Origin of the sequence: Microbacterium sp. CPCC 204701 (assembly GCF_004010105.1) — a bacterium.
Lineage (GTDB): Bacteria > Actinomycetota > Actinomycetes > Actinomycetales > Microbacteriaceae > Microbacterium.
Genome location: NZ_RRYE01000316.1, coordinates 1 through 3,552, shown reverse-complemented (window position 1 = coordinate 3,552; position 3,552 = coordinate 1). Strand labels below are relative to the sequence as shown.

The 3,552-nt window shown below is 69.8% G+C and carries 3 protein-coding genes; 2 read left to right on the top strand and 1 reads right to left on the bottom strand.

What is annotated here, in order from left to right; genetic code table 11:
- On the top strand, window positions 1–1,134 hold a 1,134-nt coding region (locus EIO58_RS14585), incomplete at its 5' end, for a diflavin oxidoreductase (protein WP_446723931.1).
- A gap of 97 nt (window positions 1,135–1,231) precedes the next feature.
- Here EIO58_RS14585 and EIO58_RS14580 read toward each other — a convergent pair.
- Window positions 1,232–2,662 carry an MFS transporter gene (locus EIO58_RS14580; RefSeq protein WP_127820136.1) on the bottom strand — a complete coding sequence of 477 codons (1,431 nt, stop codon included), beginning with the start codon at window positions 2,660–2,662 and terminating at the stop codon, window positions 1,232–1,234.
- A 183-nt stretch (window positions 2,663–2,845) separates the two neighbouring features.
- On the opposite strand from EIO58_RS14580, the gene trmD reads away from it, so the two are divergent.
- Window positions 2,846–3,535 carry a tRNA (guanosine(37)-N1)-methyltransferase TrmD gene (gene trmD, locus EIO58_RS14575; RefSeq protein WP_127820135.1) on the top strand — a complete coding sequence of 230 codons (690 nt, stop codon included), beginning with the start codon at window positions 2,846–2,848 and terminating at the stop codon, window positions 3,533–3,535.
- The last annotated feature ends 17 nt before the right edge of the window (window positions 3,536–3,552 follow it).

Here is a 3,552-nt window from a genome sequence, read left to right as displayed (position 1 = left end):
GTGGCGCCGATGCGGCGGCTGTTCACGCGGTCCAATCCCGTGCGCGCGACGCTGGTGCGCGACGACCTGCTGAGCGGGCCGGGGTCGATGAAGGAGGTTCGCAGATTCGCGTTCGACCTGTCGGACTCGGGGGCGGCGTACGAAGCCGGCGATTCGCTCGGGGTGGTGTGCGCGAACAGCCCGGGCGTCGTGGCGGAGTGGCTCGAGGCCACCGGCATCCCGGCGGCGACGATCGTCGAGATCGACGGCGAGGAGCGCACCTTCGGCGAGGCCCTGCGCACGCGTCTCGACATCACGAAGACCCCGACCGACCTCGTGCGCTTCGTCGCCGAACGCAGCGACGACACCACGCTCGCGGCGTTGCTGCGGCGTGAGAACAAGGGGCGGCTGGAGCAGTTCCTGTGGAGTCAGCAGGCCGTCGACCTCGTGCGCGACCACCCGGTGCAGGCCACCCCCGCCGAGTGGGTGGGGGTGCTCAAGCGGCTCCAGCCTCGGCAGTACTCCATCTCTTCGAGCCCGAAGGCTGATCCCGACACCGTCGAGCTCACCGTCGCGGTCGTGCGCTTCGAGACCGACTCGGGCCGCGCGCGCGGCGGCGTGTGCTCGACCTTTCTCGCCGGTGGACTGGGCGAGTCAACCCCCGTGTACCTGCAGCGGTCGCCGGGGTTCCGGCCGCCGACGTCGCCGGACGCACCGATGATCATGATCGGACCGGGCACCGGCATCGCCCCGTTCCGGGGGTTCCTGCATGATCGCCGCGCTGACGGCCACGCCGGTCGCAACTGGCTCTTCTTCGGCGAGCAGCACGAGGCGAGCGACTTCTACTACCGCGATGAGCTGCTCGAGATGCACGAGGACGGGTTCCTCACACGCCTCGACCTCGCCTTCTCGCGCGACCAGCGCCAGAAGATCTACGTGCAGGACCGCATGATCGAGCACGGCGCCCAGATGTGGCGCTGGATCGAGGAGGGCGCGCACGTGTACGTGTGCGGCGATGCGGCGCGCATGGCCAGGGACGTCGATGCGACGCTCGTCACGATCGCCCAGCAGCACGGCGGGCTGTCGGACGACGACGCCCTCGACTTCAAGCAGCGGCTCGCCGCCGACGGACGCTACGCCCGTGACGTCTACTGAGGGCTCGGCCCGTCGCCCCGCCCTGCCGCGAGAACACGAACGAACGAGAGAAGCGGATGCCTCGATTCGAGGCATCCGCTTCTCTCCTGCTCCGAGATCAGATGCGCTCTTTCGCAAGCGACGCGCGCGGGATGACGTATGCGATCACGGTGACCAGGAGAAGCGCGACGTAGCCGGCGACGAAGCCGTAGAACGCCGCGGTGTAGCCGCCCGTGGCGAGCTGGGAGGCGTTCAGCACCTGCGGGATGACGAAGCCGCCGTACGCCCCGATAGCCGAGATGATGCCGAGGGCCGCGGCGGCCTTGCGCTGCACCTTGACGGCGTCGGCGCTGCCGGGCTCGATGCCACGGGCGAGAGCACGAGCCGCGAAGATGCTCGGGATCATGCGGTAGGTCGAGCCGTTGCCCATGCCGGTCGCGGCGAAGAGCACGAGGAAGCACCCGAGGAACACCCAGAAACTCTGCAGCGGCAGCGTCCAGATGAGACCGAGGGCGCCGAGCGCCATGACCGTGAACGCGCCCACCGTGACCCGTGCGCCGCCGAACCGGTCGGCGAGGCGGCCTCCGTAGGGCCGCGCGAGCGAGCCGACGAGCGCGCCGAGGAAGGCCAGCGACACCGCCGCCTGACCCACCTGGAGGGTCGAGAAGGCCGGGAACTGGTCGGCGATGAGCTTGGGGAAGACGCTCGCGAAGCCGATGAACGAGCCGAACGTGCCGATGTACAGCAGAGCCATGAGCCACAGGTGCGGCTCACGGAGCGCCGCGGCGGACCCGGCGAAGTCCGCCTTCGCGGAGGACAGGTTGTCCATGTAGCGCCATGCGCCCCACATCGCCACGAGGATGAACGGGATCCACATCCAGCCGGCGAGCGAGATGTTCATGGTCGCCGCGGCGCCGAGGGTCACCACGACCGGAACGGCGAACTGGGCGACCGAGGTTCCGAGGTTGCCGCCGGCGGCGTTCAGGCCCAGTGCCCATCCCTTCTCCTTCTGCGGGAAGAAGTACGTGATGTTCGCCATCGAGCTCGCGAAGTTGCCGCCGCCGACGCCGCCGAGGGCTGCGACCAGCAGCAGCACGCCGAACGGCGTCTCGGGGTTCGCGACGACCACGCCCAGGAGCACCGCCGGAATCAGCAGCAGTCCGGCCGAGACGATCGTCCAGTTGCGGCCGCCGAAGATCGCGACCATGAAGGTGTAGGGGAACCGCAGCGTCGCGCCGACGAGGCTCGGCAGCGAGATGAGCCAGAACGACTCCGAGCTCGTCAGCGCGAAGCCCGCGTCGGGCAGCATCACCACGACGATGCTCCACAGCTGCCAGACGATGAACCCCAGGAACTCGGCGAAGATCGACCAGCCGAGGTTGCGGCGCGCGATGGCGCGGCCCTCGGCCGCCCAGAACGCGGCGTCCTCGGGGTTCCAGCCGTCGATCCAGCGGCCGGGCCGGCGGGCGAGGGTGACGGGAGCGGTGGTGCCGGTCGTGAGGGGTGGAGCTGCGGCATCCGTCGTGGACGGAGTGACGGTCGTGGTCATGACGCCTCCAGGGTGGGCATGCACTGCGGGGTGAGTGTGGTCCCACGCTAGGAAGCGGGTGTTTCCGCCCGCCGACCCGGGCTGTTACTTCTCGATCACTTCTGGATCACCGCGTGGTGGCGGGCGACGTTGGTGCTCCGTCACACGTCGGAAACACGACGACGGATGCCTAGACTCGAACGCATGCGCGTCGACATCGTCACGATCTTCCCGACGTTCTTCGACGTGCTGGGCGTCTCGCTGATCGGCAAGGCCCGGGACCGCGGCATCCTCGACATGCAGGTGCACGATCTGCGGGACTGGACCCACGATCGCCACCGCACCGTCGATGACACGCCGTACGGCGGCGGGGCCGGCATGGTCATGAAGCCCGAACCGTGGGGCGAGGCGCTCGACGAGGTGCTCACCGACGGCGCCGTGCTGCTGGTGCCCTCACCGGCAGGCGAGCTGTTCTCTCAGCCCATGGCGCGCGAGCTCGCACACGAGAGCCACCTCGTCTTCGCGTGCGGGCGGTACGAGGGCATCGACCAGCGCGTGGTCGATCACTACGCGGAGCGGGCAAGCGTGCGCCTCGTGAGCCTCGGCGACTACGTGCTCAACGGGGGCGAGGTCGCGGCGATGGCGGTGATCGAGGCGGTCTCTCGCCTCATCCCGGGGGTCGTCGGCAATCCCGAGAGCCTCGTCGAGGAATCGCACGAGCTCGGCCTGCTCGAGTATCCGAGCTACACCAAGCCCGCAGTGTGGCGCGGGCGGGAGGTGCCGCCGGTGCTCCTCAGCGGCAACCACGGCGCCATCGCGGCGTGGCGGCGCGAGCAGAGCCTCGAGCGCACCCGGGCCGACCGGCCCGACCTCCTCGACGGCGCCGAGGCCTGAGCCCGGGCGGCGCCGAT

What these genes read in the sequence shown, in the direction of transcription:
- EIO58_RS14580 (WP_127820136.1), bottom strand. Translation starts at nt 2,662, where the DNA reads ATGACCACGACCGTCACTCCGTCCACGACGGATGCCGCAGCTCCACCC.
- trmD (WP_127820135.1), top strand. Translation starts at nt 2,846, where the DNA reads ATGCGCGTCGACATCGTCACGATCTTCCCGACGTTCTTCGACGTGCTG.